Below are 17,337 nucleotides of genomic sequence, written 5' to 3'. Positions count from 1 at the left end.
AATGGACGAATCTGCTGAGGAACTAATCTTGCGGTTCGCTGCTTGACGAATCCTTCGACTTGTCGTTTGCTGTTTTGTCATCCGTTGGATCCGAATAGGATTCCGGATCTTCCGGAGCGAGCACAAGCTTCAGAATGCGAATGCCGTTCTTCTTCTCGATCGACTGCGAGACAACGTAGCCTTCGCCTTCCGTTATTGTGCGCATGCCGAACAGCGTACTGACTTCCATCGCGTCACGCAGCGATAAACCTTTCAGATCAGGCACGGTCAGTTGATCCCGCTTCTCGGTTATCAAGTAAACTTTCTGAGAGAGCGGAACAACAGAGCCTGCTCGCGGAATTTGCTGCAGCACTTCCTTGCCCTTTCCTACCACTTTGGATACAAGCTCCAATCCTTCCAACTTAGAGTTGGCTGTAGCAGGCGGAGTTCCTACGAGATCGGGGACAGTGGCTGTAACGGCCTTCTTATCTCCTGCAGCCTCCGCCTTCAGCTGCGCTTCCTGTTCAGCCGTCAGCTGCGGCTTCACACCAAGTCGACGCAGGCTTTGCTGTACAATTTCCTTGAATACAGGCGCTGCCGCCGTACCGCCGCCTACATACTTATCGTTCGGCTCGTCAATAACGACGTAGACGAGAATCTTCGGATTGCCGACCGGCGCGAATCCGATGAACGAAACGACGAACTTATCATCTGAATAGCCACCTTTGCCATCTCTAAGCGTGTTGTCCCATTTCTGTGCTGTACCCGTCTTACCAGCGACACGATAACCTTCAATGTATGCGTTCTTACCCGTACCGATTTCTTTGTCGGAAACGACCTGCTCCAAATACTCGCTCACTTTGCGTGACGTTTCTTCCGAGATGACTTGACGCACAACCGTAGGTTTGCGTACCTCGACTTTACCTGTCACGGGATCTTCAATCTGCTTAATGATTTGCGGCTTCATCAGCTTGCCGCCATTCGCAACAGCAGATACGGCTGCAACCTGTTGAATTGGCGTTACGGATACGCCTTGGCCGAACGTTGCAGTTGCAATCTCACTTGCATAATGGAACTTGATCGAACCAACAAGCTCGCCAGGAAGCTCAATACCCGTCTTTGCGCCAAAGCCGAAATTCGTAATATAGCTGCGAAGCTTCTCCTCACCGAGGCCCTCGTAACCAAGATGAACGAACGCGACGTTACTCGACCGTTTCAATCCTTCTAAGTAACTGATTTCACCCCAGCCGTCGCGCTTGATGTCCCGAATCGTTGCGTCTGCTACCCGAATGCGCCCAGACATATAGGTTGCATTCGGATTAAAGATACCTTCCTGCACAGCGCCTGCCAACGTAACAATCTTGAACGTCGATCCCGGCTCATAGAGAGAGCGAACCGCGTGGTTGTAGAATCCGGCTGGATCCTGCGTCGAATAAATATTCGGATTGGCAGATGGAAGATTGCCTAAACCTAAGATCTCCATCGTATTCGGATCGACCGCGATAGCTGTAATGCTTTTCGGCGTATACTTGTCGTACGCTTTCTGAATCGCTTGCTGAACATAGTTCTGAATCTCATTATCGATGGTGAGCATAATATTGCTGCCATCGCGCGCAGCCTTGTAATCAACTTGTCCACTGTCGAGTTGAATCCGGTTACCGTCCTTCTGATACTTTCGATAGCCGTCTTCGCCTCTGAGCGTACTGTCGAAGAAGGATTCCAAACCGTATTTGGCATTCCCGTCTTTGTCGACGTAACCTAACAGTTGTGATGCTAGTGTACCTTTGGGATAATAGCGTTTTGATTCGTTAATCAAATAAATGCCGACATCTACGCTGCGCGTCTCATCTTCGAGCTCCTGCTTGAACGCTGCGATCTTATCCCCAAGCGCAGTATCGATCTTCCACCCTTTCGGATGAATCTCGCGCTGCGCATACAGCTCATTCTTATCGTTCTTTGCGGTTGCAACCTTCCGCATGTCTGATTCATTCATCCCTAGTAATCCTGCTAGCTTGGTTATGACCTTGTCGGTAATGCCTAGTTTATTAAGCTGCTTCGGACTGACTGCAACAGTATACGCTCTACCATCCATCGCTAGTACGTTACCATTCCGGTCCATTATTTCACCGCGCTTGGCTGTTAGATGCTCAGAAGCTGACCAATAACTCTCTGCGTTCGACAGCCAGAAATCCGCCTTTACAACCTGGACCCAATAGAGTCTCCCAATGAGAATAACAAAAAAGAGGGTAATCAGCCCTCCGATTAAAAAAATGACTCGTAATCTTATTCTTCTGATCATTGCGCTCACCTAGTCTTTCAATGCAAGGTCCGTCTCGTCTTGGGGCTTCGTCACTTTGATCACATTGTCGTCTTCTGAATCACGGGTTTTAAAGCCAAGCTGCTTTTCCGCGGTATCAGCGATTCGCTTCGGATCCTTGAGCGTCTCGACCTGCTTCTGCAGCTCCTCGATTTCCGCATTCATCTTCGACTGCTCATTCGTCAACTGCATCACTTGGAATTTCATTTGATAGACTTCAGCGTAACGGAATATAACCGCTCCCATTACAAGCACGACCGCGATGATCGTGAACAAGTATAGCAGCTTCTCCTTCATCGGCAACGTACGCTTCACCACTACGGTTCGTCTTGTTTCACGGACAACCTGTCGCTGACGCTGCTCCTGCTGCTTTTTCTTCGGCTGCAAAGCCAGATTGCCATTCGTATAAGCCATGATGATCCCCCTCTCGTTAATGCGTCGCATAGCACGACTTCATGTATATGTTTTGGTGCATGATGTACGTTGTTGTTATTAACTCCATAGAAGGCTGGCAAGAGAGGCTATAGCTTCTCTGCCACCCTTAGCTTCGCAGACCGCGCGCGTGGATTCGCTTCCAGCTCCGCTTCGCTAGGCACGATCGGTTTACGATTAACCAGCTTAAGCGTTCCCTTACCACCGCATACGCACAGCGGAAAATCAGGCGGGCAGGTGCATTTCTCCACATACTTCGTGAACGTTTGCTTGCAAATGCGATCCTCCAGCGAATGGAACGTAATAACCGATGCCCGTCCGCCTGGCTTCAAACAGCGTATCGCCTGCTCCAGTGCATCCTCTTCCGCACCCAACTCATCGTTGACTGCAATACGCAGCGCTTGGAAAGTCCGTTTTGCCGGATGTCCACCCGTTCGGCGGGCAGCTGCCGGGATACCGGCCTTCACAAGTTCGACAAGCTCGCCTGTCGTCTCGATCGGCGCATTCGCTCTTGCCGCAATGATTTCTCTGGCGATTTTGCGAGCAAACTTCTCTTCGCCGTACTCAAGCAGAACGCGGGCAATATCCCGCTCATCCCAAGTGTTCACGATGTCGCCTGCAGTGAGCGCGATCCCGCGATCCATCCGCATATCTAGCGGCGCGTCATGATTATAGCTGAAGCCGCGTTCCGCTTCGTCAAGCTGCGGGCTGGATACGCCAAGGTCGAACAAAATACCGTCAACCTGTGGAATACCGTCCTTCTCCGGCACGCCGCACTCGCGCAAACGCTGTTCGAGATAACGGAAATTACTCTTCACCAACGTTACCTGCTCCATGTATGGCGCAAGTCTGACACGTGCGTTATCGTGCGCCCAATCATCCTGATCGAAGGCGATCAACCTTCCACCCTTACCTAGCTTAGCTGCAATGCCAGAGCTATGACCCGCTCCTCCGAGCGTACAGTCGACATAAATGCCATCCGGTTTCACGGCTAATCCTTCAATCGCTTCGTCCATGAGCACTGTTACATGTTGAAACACACGGTCAACCTCCCATTCCTGCTGTCGATTCTAGCTGTCTCTACTTATCAGAAGTTAATATCAAAATCAACCAGCTTCTCTGCAATTTCGTTAAAGGCTTGTTCAGACTGCTCGTAATAGCCTGCCCACGTCTCTTTACTCCAAATCTCTACTCGGCTGGATACGCCAAGTACCATGCATTCCTTGTCCAGCTTGGCATATTCGCACAAATGCTTCGGCAAATTTACCCTTCCCTGTTTGTCCAACTCGCATTCGGTTGCACCTGAGAAGAAAAACCGAGTGAAAGCACGCGCATCCGACTTCATAAGAGGAAGCGCCTTAAGCTTCTGCTCCAGAACGCTCCACTCGCTCATCGGATAAATAAATAAGCAATTATCCAAGCCACGCGTAACAATGAAAGTGTCGCCTAGCGCTTCACGGAATTTGGATGGGATGGTCAGACGGCCTTTGTCATCGATGCTATGCTGATGCTCGCCCATGAACACGTCCGCCCCACTCCTTCCCCTTTTTCCTCCACTACGCCCCACTTTTCTCCACTAAGTCACACTTATTCGCCACCTAAAATAAAAATCCTTCTACTTACCAACGATTATTAAAATAATTTTATGATATAAATTATCGCGTTCACCGCCTCACAAAGCCCGTCATTATGGGCTTTCTCCCCACTTTCACGTTCATACAAACAAAAAAAAGCGGTTGTGCAGGCCAAATCCTGCACAACCGCTTCCTATTCAGCTGACACGCACCGCAGCCGCCCCACTCTGCTCCACTTTCAGCGAGTATCGCTTCAGGAGGGAGTTCCCCCACTTGCTCCCACTTTCAACACTTCCCCCGAAAATGTCATGTACTGATTCGGGATTAAGAGTGGTAAATTCGCTCCTATCGTTCATAATTCCCCTTTATAAACTCATCTAAATGCGGGATAACCACACTTAATTCCGTTCTGATATCGAATTAATGATTCGACGTCTGCGTTAAGCGTGGTAGAACCACACCTAAACCCCTTTACCCCCCTACACTTTCATTTAAGTGCAGCAAGGCCACACCTAAACTCGCTTCAACTCTCCTCAATTGCATTTAATTAAGGCAAAGTCACACTTAGTAACAAAAAAAGGTTGAACAGGTCCATCACCTGTTCAACCTTTCACTCCAAGGCGGCTAATGCATGATTAGCCGCCCCACTCTCTCCCACTTCCAGGCGAAGCGCATTCTTCAAGCGCAGCCACCAAGTTTCCCACCCAACGATGAGCGGTTGCGAATCCTGCTCTGCTACAAAATGTTGTGATTGCGGTAAACGAAGCATGGGAATTGTTCCGGAGAAGCGAAGCATATGCTTCCGATGCAGCTTTTCTCCGAAAAGCTTTTAAGCGTTCGCCTTTGTATCCGGATTGTTACCTTTTCTGATCTTATGCAATCAGAACAATCTGGATACAACAGCGATCGTAGGAACATTCCCATGCGGAGTGCCCCGCGCGTTAGCCTACATTACTCGTGCGAAGTCCAGCTCTCCAGATAAGCCTTCTGCTCATCGCTCAACGTATCAATACCAATGCCCAGCGCTTCAAGCTTCAGTCGTGCCACCTGCTCGTCGAGCTCATAAGGCACGTTCGCGACTGCACGCCCGATCGCTTCGTAATTCTCATTCACATGGCGCAGTGCCACCGCTTGCAGCGCGAAAGTCATATCCATAATTTCCGCTGGATGTCCGTCGCCTGCTGCAAGGTTGACCAGACGGCCTTCTGCCAGCAGATAAATGCTGCGTCCGTCCTTCAACTGATACTCCTCGATGTTGCGGCGTACCGTGCGAATATTCGACGAACGTTCTGCCAACTCCGGTTTGTTGACTTCGATATCGAAGTGTCCAGCGTTGGATAGAATCGCACCGTTCTTCATCACATCGTAGTGCTCGCCGCGGATAACGTCTCGGTTGCCCGTTACCGTTACGAAGATATCGCCGACTCGCGCAGCGTCCATCATCGACATAACGGCAAAACCGTCCATGTAAGCTTCCACTGCTTTGATCGCATCGATCTCGGTTACGATGACGTTCGCGCCAAGCCCTTTGGCACGCATCGCAACGCCTTTACCGCACCAGCCATAGCCAACAACAACAACCGTCTTGCCCGCAACGACAAGGTTCGTTGTCCGATTGATGCCGTCGAATACCGATTGGCCTGTTCCGTAACGGTTGTCGAACAAGTGCTTGCAATAGGCATCGTTAACCGCAACCATCGGGAATTTCAGCGCACCTTGCTTTTCGAGTGCTTTCAAGCGGATGATGCCCGTCGTCGTCTCTTCTGCGCCGCCGCGAATCGTCGACAGCAAATCCTGACGCTCCGAGTGGAGAATCGTAACAAGGTCGCCGCCGTCATCGATAATAAGATCCGGCTTCGTTTCGAGCGCTTTGATCATCAGCTCTTTATATTCCTTCGGCTCTGGGTTGTACTTCGCGAATACGGTGATGCCGTCTTCTACCAGCGCTGCGCATACATCGTCCTGCGTAGACAACGGATTGCTGCCTGTAATCGTAACTTCAGCGCCGCCGGCTTTAACAACCTTCGCAAGATAAGCCGTCTTCGCTTCCAAGTGAAGCGCGATTGTAACCTTCAGCCCTTTGAACGGCTGGTCTTGCTCGAATTGCTCGCGAATACGGTTCAACACTGGCATATGGGCGCTGACCCAATCAATCTTCAGATGGCCCTCCGGCGCCAGTGACATATCGGCTACGATGCTCGTTTGCTTCGAATCTGTACTCATGTTCATCTCAACCTTTCTGTAATTAGGTGTTCAAAAAGTTCGGTTTTCAGCACCGACGGACTTTTTGAACTACATTTACAAATAAATAACGCGATGTCCGCCGTTCGGATCATACGGCAGCTCCAGCAGACGCTGCAGCCAGTCTAATCCGTACCGGTTCCAATAAGCTGTCATATTCAAGGCGCGCTCCTGCGGTTTGCCCGCCGGCCATATCGCGAGGCCAATCCGCTCCCAATGGCGAAGGGACGCATCATGGCTTTTACGGAACGCGTCGGCTGTCTTCGACTCCAAATAGCTAATTTGTTCAACGATTTTGCTCATATTCGTCTGTCCCAGCTTCTCTAGTCCAGCCTGCACCTCTGCAGCAAGCGCCACTAGCGGCGTGTACAGCTGCTCGAACTGCTCCTTCGCATGACCGAACTTCGCAGCGATGTCGTATCTGTCCTGCGCAGAGAGCCACGCCTGTTTCTTCTCCTCGAAGCGTGCAACGACGTCATCGAATGTGAGCTCATACTTCAACATATGTTTGGCAATCGTTCCCTCGACTAAGGTAAACGACATGCGGGGTGCAAGGATAGGCATTTCCATTCCAAAATGGCGGAAAGCTTCCCCCAACTGCGCCCAATAAGCGATCTCGCCTGGTCCAAGGACAGCCGCAAGCACCGGCAGCACGTAATCCTGCATGATCGGACGCGTCAGTACGTTGTTGCTGAGCTGCTCGGGTTTCGTTTCTGCGATGTTAACCATTTGTTCCCGGCTCCAACTCGACTCGCCTTTGCGGTCCGTAAAGCCATCGCCATCTTCGCGCTTATACAGCAATACGCGCTCATTCTTCATGCCGAACTCGTCATTCTCCTGACGGAACAAGAACAAGTTCGCACAACCAGGCGTATAAGAGGCCTGCGCCCGATAGCCGAGCTCAGTCAGTCTTGCCGATGCAGTGCTGTAAGCATGCCCAAGCGGCTCTTGCTCGCTAAGGATGCGACAGAACATCGGCGCTTCAATCGCTCTTAGCTGCTTGTCATCCGCATCCATCAGGACAAGTCCTTCACTGCCGAACAGCATCATAATGAGATATGCGAACGAGTCGCTTAACGTGCTGCTGCTTGCCGAGATCGAACGAAGCTTGTCCAGAAGCCCCTCTTTGAACTCGGAGCCCGGAAGCGAAGCAGCAAGCTCTTCAATCGCAGCTTCCCAGGTTTCCGATGATACTGGCGTCCGACTAACCGATGTGCGCGGTCCATCGGGTCTTGCAATCGACAGCTTGCGCAGTCCCTGATCCGTAACTGCCATCACATGATTGGCTTCATCCCAATCATGGTCTTCACCGGCAATCCAGAACACGGGTACGACCGTTCGTCCAAGGACGGATGAAGCATGTTTAGCTGCAGACAGAACCGATATCGCTTTATGGATCACCAGCAGCGGACCTGTCCATAATCCAGCCTGCTGACCGCCAACCACGACTAGCGCTCCTTCGCCAAGCGCATCGATATTCGATGCCACTTCCGAAGTTATACCAAACCGAGAATTGTAAGCACGAAGCACCCCTGCGATATCTGAGGCTGAAACACGCTTGCTGGCGGAGCGATCAAGATATTGCGCACGACTGCGCCACGCTTCGTCCGAGGACGGATGGCCGCTGTGAAAGAGCTCGCCAAGACGTTGATCCGATTGCTGTGCATAAGCTTCACTCAACGGCTGGGAAGCCGGAAGCTCATAAAATTCAGTAGATGTCATATCCCATTTCAACCTCGATCCGCATCATATTCAGCAGCCCGTTAGAACCACACTGTATGCTTAAAGTCATCATGAATGTACGATGTTAAAAGTTAACTTATTCATTGTACACAATGGAGCCTTGAAGCGTCAAAGCTCATAAATCGGTATGAACGAAAAAAAGCCAGCCGGCACGTATGCCGGATGACTTTATACACAAAGTGATAAGACTACATCGGAAGCAGCAGCACCTTGCCGATTCCGATAAACATAAACAGCACATACAATACGCTCATGAACAGAAAGCCGATTCGCCATACCGCTCGAAACACTTTCTTCGTATCCACTGCTCCGCGTTTGCGGAATTGAATATTGCCGATGAAACCGCCAAGCAGCAGCAGAACAAGAACGATCAAGTAGAAGCCGAAAGTGCCTCCTAATCCGAAAACTTTGTCAAACAAAACAGCTACGCAGCCAACCAGAAGTGCAGTCGTCACATCCATCGCCAGCATGAAGGCTTTCTTCTTATCGTTAGTTAGAGATCCATAGCCCCAATAAATGAGAGCGAACGGAATGACTGGTATGACTGCAAGGAATGCATAAATAAGCCGAACGCTTTCCCATAACCACATACCCGCCGCCTCCTTCTATGTGCAGTATTATTTCATCGCTTGCACCAGCTGCACGACCGAGGCATTCACCGGTGCCTCTAGACCATACTGTGCCGCTAAACGGCAAACACTGCCGTTGATCCATTCAATCTCCGTCTGCCGCCCTGCCCGAACGTCGGCGAGCATGGACGATATGTTACCTGCTGTCCGCTCGCACACCTGCAGCACCTGCTGCCAGCGATCCTCATCGCCTGTCATCCCTGCAGCAGCGAGCACTCGAACAGTCTCCTCGAACAGCGATCGCATAAGCGAAGCACGACGAGGATGCTGCGGAAGTTCACCGTTTCGAACATCAAACAGTGCGGTAAGCGGATTAATTACAGCATTAACGAGCAATTTTTGATAAATACGATTATTCATCTCTTTCGACAACTCAGACGTAATTCCTGCTGATGAAAACGTATTCAATAACATTTTATGCCTTATTTCTTGCTCAGACTGCTTCATTCGTTCCATTTGCTCGTCATTGCTCGCTGATTTTCGTCCCATCTCCCCCACTGGATCCCCGAATGCAATGATTCCATCACCGGTATGTTCAACCGTTCTCGGTCCATGACGGAGCGCACCTTCGGTCGTAACGGCTGTAAGCACATTGGCATTCGGAACTGCCTGCAGCAGCTTATCGACATGTCCGACCCCGTTCTGCAATCCAATAACGAGCGTATCCGGACCAGCCAGCTTACCGATCTGTTCGAGAAGATCGACTGTTAACTGCGTTTGTTTGACGGCGATGAGTATGGCATGATTCGTCTTAGTCTCCCCCTCCACTGACTGAACAGCTGCGCGGCTGCAATCATGCAAAGGGAATGCATTCACGTCTGCAACTTGAATCATGCCTTGACTCACCAGTTCAATTCCATCATCCATGAGACGTTCTGCCTGCTCGGCTGTTCGCGTCCATATCGTCACAAGGTGACCGGCCAATGCTAGTCTTGCTCCATACAACAGTCCAATCGCGCCGCCGCCTACAATATCAAATCTCATCATTCACACACTTCCTTCTATTCAAATGAGATGAATGAACGGACACCGAATGGTTGTCCAACTACCAGCCCTTCCATTCCAACATCCCAGCGTATACTAACTGCAGCCAGCTTTATTTGAATTTTAACGCAAAAACGCCCTCCGCATCTACTCATGCGAGGGCGTCTGCTATAGTTGTTCCATTCGGTTATTCAATGCGCTCCAAGTTGCCGTTGGCATCCATTTTGAACCGAGGCTTTAATTCATCCTCTTCATTCAGCACTGCTAGTCTGCGAGCTCGATCCATAATTTGAATCAACGTCTTGTAGTCATCGTTAACGGTCCGATAATCCGTCTGTGCATTCGTGACTTCACTATTAAGTCGGTGATTCTCGGCCCGCAATTCAGATAGTTCTTCTTCGCGATCGAGCAAATCTTTCTCCAACAGCTTCACTTGGCGCTGCAGCTCTTGATATGCGCCTCGCCATTGCCGCAAGAAGCGGATTATACCGTCTATCGTAATGCTTTCCTCAGAGATTACATCCTGCTTGAATGACTTCGTGTCCTCGTCCACAATAGAAAGGGACGATACATGCGGTGCGGCAGCAACAGAAGACGATTGTTTCTTCAAATAATTACGCTTCTGTCTATGCTGTTTAGCAATTTGAATTGCTTCCTCGTACCGTTTGCGAACACAGCTGTTCCAACGGAACCCGCATGCTGCAGAGGTTCTTCCGATCCGCTCTCCGACCTCTTCAAAGGCAGCAAGTTGCGTACTGCCCTCTCGAATATGCCGCAGCGTTACCTCCGCAAGAATGATGTCGTCGTCTGGACTCCATGCATCTTGTCTGACTGCTGTCATGCTACCCAAACCTCCTAACGTTAAAGGCGCTTAGTTATCTCTATGCCCTTGGTAGATTTCATAGAATCTATCGGATACTAATTTATATATCCATTTTTTTATAAGCTCATACATGTTCGGTATCGATTGTGTGCAAACTAGTGGTGCAAGTTGCCCAAACGATGAAGATGAGACGTCTGTCAATGTCCTACTCTAGGCGTAGAGGCGTTTCATTCCAGACAATCCATGCCAAGGGAATACGTTTAACTAAATCCTTGCATGGATTTGTAAAAAGTTTTCTGGTTTGTCACTGATTCAGGTTTACACTGCTTGTACGTAACGTTATAATTGGCAATAGAAAAAAAGGTCGAATCGAAGAGAGGGGGATGGAGAATGGCACGCATGTTTCGCGTTCTGGGCTTTTGGTGTTTCGTCATCGGCCTGATGTCGTTTGCAGGGGACATGACCGAAATGTCGCTCTTGTTCTTCATGCAAGCCGCCGCGTTCATCTTACTCGGCTATTTGAACTTCTCGGAACGTACATACATACTCATGTTCTGGGGCTACATGGTATTCTCGTTTGTCGGTTTCAGCTACTGGACCGTATTTAAGATGGGTCTCCCATTCTAATACACTTCAAGCGATCGATACCGCAAGACAGCAAACAACCGGAATCATACCGATTCCGGTTGTTTTTGTATGCGCTGTATTCGAAAATCACCTTTAGTCAACACGATAATCTTGAACGTTTCGCTCATGCCGTCTGATAACAGCAACTGCCGGATCGCACGATTACGTTTGGCTGTCTCGCTGAACGGATCGCGGTCATGATGGCTGCGCAGCAGATCGAGAATGCCTTGATCGATCAGAAATTGCAATTGCGTCGTCTCGATCTCAGTCCTCCACCCTGCACGCTCCGCCGCCCTCCGCAATGCCGTGAAGTTAACATGCGCAGTAATATCCTGCTCTCCCGGTACAAGGAATGGATCATCATGCGCCATATGCTGCTTATAACAGAGCAGCGTACCGTTCATCCGATGAATCGCGCGATATTCTTCCGCATGATGACCATAATCGATTAAGAACAACATGCCGCTGCGTACGATTCCACCGAGCATCGCAAGCCACTGCTCCGCGGCAAGATTCACTTCCGTTTCCTGCCCCTCCGCTATCCTCGTACCGTCAGCTTCGATGGAATGCGCAATCGCATTCGACGACAGCGGCATATACGCCCACTTGAATAACGGGCCATCGTCCGTCACCACATAGCTTACGCCTAGCTCTATCAGCTTCCCTTGGCGTCGAACGACCCGATGGACAGGCATGGCATCAATAAGTTCGTTCGCTGCGATAATAATAGTAGAATCTACTGCCGCAGCACGAAGAGCTTCAACTGCGTCGCTGGAGCTGAAGTAGCTTATTGAACGCACCTTGTCCTGGCTTTCCATTAGCTTCATGTCCTCGATCCGCTGTCGAGCTGCTTCCAGGTGAAGCGGATGGTCGTCAACAAGATGGTAATCCAATCGCTGCATCCACGCCGAATGCTCGTTTCCCCAAGCCTCCAGCATTTGAGCGCTCATCGCTCCCGCTCCTGCTCCCCATTCGGCGATCACAAATCTGCCTTCATTCTGCACTGCGGCACCGTGGATGTAACGGGCCATCATCATACCCATCATGCCGCCGATTGCCCCACTCGTGTAGAAATCGCCTTGTCGGCCCGTGCGAACACTGCCGCTTCGATAATAGCCATCCTGTTCGTCATACAAACACAGCTCCATATACCGACTGAAAGAGATCGCCTTGCAAGGCGTGCCTTGAGCCGTCTCTGCTTGTATACCTTCCGTCTCTATTATGTCTGCAATTCGACTGCTAAATCGATGCATCCGCATTTCCATTCCTCTGCCACTCCTTAGCCTGATTGAGATATAATAGGAGAGATGACCGCATACAGTAATGCTAGGCTTGACTACATTCGCTGACGCTATGGATAAGGAGGAAACTAGCATGATCGCCTGGATTCGGCGTACGAGCATAGCCGCCCTTACAGCTGCTCTCCTCTTGTTCGAGACGGTCGGTACAGCCTCCGCCCTTACCCCTGATGATATAGAGATTCAACAGCTGCTGGAGAAAAGCCTGTCCGTTGTTGAAATCGATAAAGAAATAGCGCGAGTGCAGCAGGAGCAGACGAAGCAAGAATCCCTTCTCTCCACAACGCAAACTCGCATCGATCATCAGGAGCAGCAGCTTGCCGAACAGCGCGAAGAGACAGGACGAATTCTCCGCTCCTATTACATGGGCGAACGAGACTGGCTGCTTAAGGCGCTTCTCTCCTTCCATTCTTTGCAAGATTGGCTGAAGCTGCTGGACTATATCGACATTATTTTCTCAAGGGATCGTACGTTAATGACGCAATACGCAGAGCAGGCCCGCTTGCTGCGGCAAGAATACGAGGAGCAATCCGAGCAGCAGCGCAAGCTGCATCAAGTAGAAGAGGATTTGTTGAAACAGCGTGATCGTGTCGCTCAACTGCAGAAGGAGATGAACATTACGCTGGAGGGAAGGTCCGATGCAGACAAGCTCAGACTGCTGATGAACGAGCTCAACACCTATTGGAACAATGTTGGCGTACGCGAGGTTCGCACCTATTTCCAAGCATTGTCCGATGCGATGAATCATTTGCCGGAATGGGCACAGAACAACAAAGATTATCTGGAGATCAACGGCTTCAACTACAAGCTGCGCATTCCAGAGGATTCGCTTAATGATTTTCTCCGTGAGCAAAATGATCTGTTCAACGTCTTCGCGTTTCAATTTAAAAATGGACAAGTGACAGCCAGCGGCTCGCGCGACGGCATCTCCATTGAGGTGACAGGCTCTTATACCGTCGAGTCCAAGCCCAAAAATCATATCCAATTTCATATCGTTTCGCTCAAATTCAACGGCATTCCGCTGCCTGATACGACAAGAAAGGAGCTGGAAGAAACGTTCGATCTCAGCTTCTATCCGCAGCAGATTCTGAAGTTTCTAACGGCGAAAGACGTCGCGATCGACGACGGCGAGCTTGTCGTATCGCTGGCAGTCCAATTCTAGCTCTCATAACGATACGATATAAATTTATGAACGAAAGCTGTCATTCCATCGATCTGCTAATTCATCCAGCCAGCTGTCCGATTGACGAAGCTCATTCCAGACTCGGTCCCAGTTCGCCAGTCGAATCGGCCACTGCGGATCAAACGTTTGGCTGGATACGGCGTCCAACTGCTTCAACCAGACGAAATCCGCCAGATTGTTCATCTCGAAATCCATGGTACTTTGTTCACGCGCTGCATAAAGCGGCTTAAGCGAAGGGAGCAGCCGGTATCGATCATACGCTGCCTGCTGCTCGTCTTCTCCAGCCATCATCTTCAGCCACAATGATACAGCTTCATCTTTCGCGCGGCTGTGCGAGAATACGACGAAGCTCCTGCCTCCATACCAGCCATTGGGATAACCGATTGCCAGCTTCGAACGCCTCTCCAGCGTCATTGCCTGCAGCTCAGACCATTGCATAACGGCTGACAGCAGCTCACCTGCTGCAAGCTTCTCCGCATTGTCCTTGTCACTTGCCAGGCTTACCGCAAACGTTAAACCTTGACCTTCTGCAAGAAAGGATAACCGTTCCTTCAGTTCGGTTTCAAATGGTTGAAGAAGCTCTGTGCGCTCCTTCGAAGGGAATGAAGCCAGCCATACAAGCAATTGACGAGCATCTGTTGGATCTAATCGCACCAGCGGCACATCCTGTACCTCGGCCCCTTCAGAGGCTGCTAAATCAGCGAATGAGCTCCAATCCGGCGGAATCGTCCCTCCCGTAAGCTGATCCAATAATGATCTGCTCCACGCGACTACCAACGGGTCAGCATCCTTCGGCAGCCCCCACCAGTAATTATTCCAATTGAGCGGCTCGAGCAGTCCGCTCAGCCATTCCCCAGGCATCGCTGCGACCAGCGAGTCGAGCGGCTTCAGATAGCCGAGCACTGCAAATTCCTTCACCCATCCGTTATCCATTAGCGCGATATCCGGCCCGATGCCAAGCTGCGCATCGCTCTTCAAGCTGTCGTATGCCAGTTCGGGGTTCACATTCCGCAGCTCGACGACAATGTTCGGGTGCTCCTCCATAAAGCGAGACGTTGCTTCCAGCATGTCATTAAATTCATTGTCTAGAATGGAAACGCTTACGATAATGTGCTGCAAATCGTCACCTGCTTGGCCTGCGGGCAGCGGTGTGACAGTTTCGCCGCGTTTAGTCGATGGCGAGGAGCTTCCATTCGGCAAATTGACCAGCGATAGGAACACGACAATAACAGCCGCTAAAGAACCCGTCAGCAGCAGCAGTGTTGATTTACGATATACCACAGCACATTTTCCTTCCTTTCCAAATGCAGGTATAGTTCTATCATATCAAATGCGCTGATGCATTGTCTTCCACTACTTTATGACTTTCCTCCTACACATCACCGAAACATAATAAAAAGACGGACGCCGCTGCGTCCGTCTTCGATATCCATATCGTCCTTTAAAGCAAATCTGCCGCGAGCTGCGCCAGCTTCGATCGCTCGCCTTTCTCCAGCGTAATATGCCCGCTGGAACTCTCGCCCTTGAATCGCTCAACGATATGCGTCAATCCGTTACTGATGGAATCCAGATAAGGATGATCGATCTGCTCCGGATCGCCCATCAGCACGATCTTGCTGCCTTCACCGACGCGCGAGACGATGGTCTTCACCTCGTGCTTCGTTAAGTTTTGCGCTTCATCGATAATGATGAATTGCCCTGGGATCGACCGGCCGCGAATATAGGTAAGTGCTTCGACCTGAATGCTGCCGAGTCCCATTAATATTTTATCAATATCGCCGCTCTTCTTCGTATCGAATAAGTACTCCAGGTTATCATAGATCGGCTGCATCCACGGACGCAGCTTCTCCTCCTTCTCCCCGGGCAAATACCCGATATCCTTGCCCATTGGCACGACTGGCCGGGCGATAAGCAGCTTCTTGTACTTATGTTCATCTTCAACCTTCAATAGGCCTGCTGCGAGCGCCAGCAGCGTTTTGCCGGTACCGGCCTTGCCGGTCAATGTGACGAGCGGAATGTCATCGTTGAGCAAAAGCTCAAGCGCCATTCGCTGCTGCGCGTTGCGCGCCGTAATCCCCCACACCGCATCATTGCTCAGATAAAGCGGCTCCAGCCTCACCCCATCCTGACTTACCTTAAGCAGCGCTGACTTCGAAGTTCCCATTTCATCCCGCAGGATGATAAACTCATTCGGATAGAGCTTCAACGACAAGTTCATGCTTTTTACAGACAGAAACCGGTACGTGTAGAACTCATCAATGACAGAAGGATGTACATGGAGTGTAGAGTAGCCGGCGTATAAATCCGTTGCAGAAACCGTTCGGTCGGACAAATAATCTTGCGCAGCCAAGCCGAGCACATCAGCCTTGATTCGGACAAGAACGTCTTTGCTCACGAGCACGGTCCTTACGTTCGACCCTTTCTCCTGCTCCTCCATATCATAATTAAGCGCCACTGCGAGAATCCGGTTGTCGTTGGTCATTTCGCCGAACATTTCTTGAACGCGGACGAAGCTTCGATGGTTTAATTCCACCTTCAGCAGCCCGCCGTTCTTCAGCACAATGCCCTCGTGCAAGTGTCCCTGCTCCCTCATGCTGTCAAGGAGGCGTGAGACCGAACGTGCGTTGCGGCCCAACTCGTCTGCAAGCCGCTTTTTGGAGTCGATTTCCTCGAGTACTATCGCCGGTATGATGACCTCATTGTCGTCGAATGCGAAGATGGCTTGCGGATCGTGGAGCAGCACATTCGTATCGAGCACGAAAATTTTTTTCATCGCGGACCCTCCTGGCGCCGAAATCGATCTGGTGACGAAAGGCATACATAACCATATTCAGCTTCGGGCAAACTATGCAGCGACGACAAAAGTGAATTGTGAAAGGTCTGGTGGCGATATGCGCACACTTCTGGGTTGTCTTGCGTCTGCTACCGTGCTATGCCTGCTGACTGCAGGGTGCGGCACCGTGGCGCGCAATGAGACATCACCCTCTCCTCAGAATAATCCAAATGTAAGGGCACAGCAGACAGAACCAAGAGCCAAGCCAATTACCGATAGCAAAGCCGTTGCGAAGCATCTGGAATCGTTAGCAATGGGTATTCCAGGCGTTCATAATGCGCATTGCGTCATTGCCGGCAACGTTGCAGTCGTCGGTATTGATGTGGACTCGAAGCTGGAGCGCTCACGCATCGGTACGATCAAATATTCGGTTGCCGAAGCGTTCCGCAAAGATCCATACGGTGTCAATGCAGTCGTAACCGCTGACATGGACCTATCCGAACGGCTGAAGGAGATTGGCGCAGATATACGTAATGGCCGGCCGATCCAAGGCTTTTCCGAGGAGATGGCGGATATCATCGGTCGCATCGTTCCGCAGCTGCCGCGCGATACGATGCCCAAGGATGAACATACCGAAAGCATCAAGCAAGCGCCGAGAATGAATGAGAAATCGCTCAATCATGATGCTCGGAGATGAGCGACAGCAAGATGTTAAGAACATGTGAAGACCAAAT

Annotated in this window: 15 protein-coding genes; 3 read left to right on the top strand and 12 right to left on the bottom strand. The window is 50.6% G+C overall.

What is annotated here, in order from left to right:
* Positions 1-22: 22 nt before the first annotated feature.
* The 9 genes from SBI19_RS15710 to SBI19_RS15670 form a co-directional block, all read right to left on the bottom strand.
* Positions 23-2,278, bottom strand: a complete 2,256-nt coding sequence (locus tag SBI19_RS15710) for a penicillin-binding transpeptidase domain-containing protein (protein ID WP_317969789.1) — start codon at positions 2,276-2,278, stop codon at positions 23-25.
* A 9-nt stretch (positions 2,279-2,287) separates the two neighbouring features.
* A complete protein-coding gene (gene ftsL, locus SBI19_RS15705; RefSeq protein WP_317969787.1) occupies positions 2,288-2,710 on the bottom strand; it encodes a cell division protein FtsL in 423 nt (140 codons plus the stop codon).
* A gap of 107 nt (positions 2,711-2,817) precedes the next feature.
* Complete coding sequence (gene rsmH, locus SBI19_RS15700) at positions 2,818-3,768, bottom strand: 16S rRNA (cytosine(1402)-N(4))-methyltransferase RsmH (protein WP_317969785.1); 951 nt, start codon at positions 3,766-3,768, stop codon at positions 2,818-2,820.
* 47 nt (positions 3,769-3,815) lie between these two features.
* Entirely contained in the window at positions 3,816-4,253 is a 438-nt protein-coding gene (gene mraZ / locus SBI19_RS15695) for a division/cell wall cluster transcriptional repressor MraZ (protein ID WP_191202244.1), read from the bottom strand.
* Between the two features lie 1,000 nt (positions 4,254-5,253).
* On the bottom strand, positions 5,254-6,525 hold the full coding sequence (locus SBI19_RS15690; RefSeq protein WP_317969782.1) for an adenosylhomocysteinase: 1,272 nt from the start codon (positions 6,523-6,525) through the stop codon (positions 5,254-5,256).
* 75 nt (positions 6,526-6,600) lie between these two features.
* A complete protein-coding gene (gene bshC, locus SBI19_RS15685; RefSeq protein ID WP_317969780.1) occupies positions 6,601-8,265 on the bottom strand; it encodes a bacillithiol biosynthesis cysteine-adding enzyme BshC in 1,665 nt (554 codons plus the stop codon).
* Positions 8,266-8,474: 209 nt separating this feature from the next.
* Complete coding sequence (locus SBI19_RS15680; protein WP_317969778.1) at positions 8,475-8,876, bottom strand: DUF3397 domain-containing protein; 402 nt, start codon at positions 8,874-8,876, stop codon at positions 8,475-8,477.
* A gap of 27 nt (positions 8,877-8,903) precedes the next feature.
* Complete coding sequence (locus SBI19_RS15675) at positions 8,904-9,902, bottom strand: ketopantoate reductase family protein (protein ID WP_317969776.1); 999 nt, start codon at positions 9,900-9,902, stop codon at positions 8,904-8,906.
* A 184-nt stretch (positions 9,903-10,086) separates the two neighbouring features.
* Positions 10,087-10,740 carry an RsfA family transcriptional regulator gene (locus tag SBI19_RS15670; protein ID WP_317969774.1) on the bottom strand — a complete coding sequence of 218 codons (654 nt, stop codon included), beginning with the start codon at positions 10,738-10,740 and terminating at the stop codon, positions 10,087-10,089.
* A 372-nt stretch (positions 10,741-11,112) separates the two neighbouring features.
* On the opposite strand from SBI19_RS15670, the gene SBI19_RS15665 reads away from it, so the two are divergent.
* Positions 11,113-11,349: a DUF2626 family protein gene (locus tag SBI19_RS15665; RefSeq protein ID WP_110046467.1), complete on the top strand. Its 237-nt coding sequence runs from the start codon at positions 11,113-11,115 to the stop codon at positions 11,347-11,349.
* Positions 11,350-11,393: 44 nt separating this feature from the next.
* On the opposite strand, the gene SBI19_RS15660 is transcribed toward SBI19_RS15665, so the two are convergent.
* The gene (locus SBI19_RS15660) at positions 11,394-12,614 is read right to left on the bottom strand and encodes a class I SAM-dependent methyltransferase (protein ID WP_317969771.1); all 1,221 of its coding nucleotides are present in this window, start codon (positions 12,612-12,614) and stop codon (positions 11,394-11,396) included.
* Positions 12,615-12,723: 109 nt separating this feature from the next.
* Here SBI19_RS15660 and SBI19_RS15655 point away from each other — a divergent pair, with 109 nt between their 5' ends.
* Entirely contained in the window at positions 12,724-13,809 is a 1,086-nt protein-coding gene (locus tag SBI19_RS15655; RefSeq protein ID WP_317969769.1) for a hypothetical protein, read from the top strand.
* Positions 13,810-13,833: 24 nt separating this feature from the next.
* Here the strand turns inward: SBI19_RS15655 and SBI19_RS15650 are convergent, their stop codons facing one another.
* Positions 13,834-15,111 carry an ABC transporter substrate-binding protein gene (locus SBI19_RS15650; RefSeq protein ID WP_317969767.1) on the bottom strand — a complete coding sequence of 426 codons (1,278 nt, stop codon included), beginning with the start codon at positions 15,109-15,111 and terminating at the stop codon, positions 13,834-13,836.
* A 160-nt stretch (positions 15,112-15,271) separates the two neighbouring features.
* On the bottom strand, positions 15,272-16,603 hold the full coding sequence (locus SBI19_RS15645) for a PhoH family protein (protein ID WP_317969765.1): 1,332 nt from the start codon (positions 16,601-16,603) through the stop codon (positions 15,272-15,274).
* 118 nt (positions 16,604-16,721) lie between these two features.
* On the opposite strand from SBI19_RS15645, the gene SBI19_RS15640 reads away from it, so the two are divergent.
* On the top strand, positions 16,722-17,300 hold the full coding sequence (locus SBI19_RS15640; protein WP_317969763.1) for a YhcN/YlaJ family sporulation lipoprotein: 579 nt from the start codon (positions 16,722-16,724) through the stop codon (positions 17,298-17,300).
* The last annotated feature ends 37 nt before the right edge of the window (positions 17,301-17,337 follow it).

The organism is Paenibacillus sp. CCS19 (genome assembly GCF_033239625.1).
In the GTDB taxonomy this organism is placed as follows: domain Bacteria; phylum Bacillota; class Bacilli; order Paenibacillales; family Paenibacillaceae; genus Paenibacillus_T.
This window is presented reverse-complemented; position numbering and strand designations above follow the sequence as displayed.